Source organism: Acinetobacter sp. RF14B, from assembly GCF_006864105.1.
Classification (GTDB): Bacteria; Pseudomonadota; Gammaproteobacteria; order Pseudomonadales; family Moraxellaceae; genus Acinetobacter; species Acinetobacter lwoffii_C.
On sequence record NZ_SMTB01000236.1, the window covers coordinates 1 to 527 of the forward strand.

1 protein-coding gene and 1 pseudogene are annotated in these 527 nt (G+C 40.6%); both read left to right on the forward strand.

Annotated features, from left to right (window positions below; genetic code table 11):
- Positions 1-183: pseudogene (locus tag E2K52_RS14710) on the forward strand (mobilization protein); the annotation flags it as partial.
- Positions 180-527: hypothetical protein (locus E2K52_RS14715; protein WP_151205716.1), on the forward strand; the 348-nt coding region annotated here is incomplete at its 3' end. The pseudogene E2K52_RS14710 and the gene E2K52_RS14715, both read left to right, overlap by 4 nt.

The following is a 527-nucleotide window of genomic DNA, read 5'->3' on the forward strand; positions in this document are numbered from 1 at the left end:
CAGCGTGGTTTAAACCGTGTCGATCAAGGTTTTGAGCAATGGCAGAAGAACCAAGAAAGCAAACGCCTAGAACTGGAACGCCAAGCGGAAATGAAGCGACAGCAAGAATTAGATAAACAACGAGCCGAACAAGCAAATCGTAAGGCATCACGAAATTTAGATAATGATGGATGGTCACGATGAGTAACCAAAATGATGATTTAGACCTAGATGATCAGTTATATATTCTATTGGCATCTATGAAGGAATACAGAGAAGCCATAGCAGACGATAATAAGCGATTAGAGACGTTTTACAGCAAAGTGGCTAGTGGGGTGCTGGAACAGAGTAAAAAGACCCTAAATAATGCAAACCAAGAGGCTACACGCGCCCTCCAAGGTCGTATTCAGGAGTTAGATAAAGCCACCGATAAATTGAACTACAGATTTATTGCCTTGTTGTGTGCAATTTTCCTCAGTCTGGTTCTGGTTTTTCTGTCTTTTATATTTTTATTCATTCCAAGTTTTGACGAGATCAAAGAACGTCGT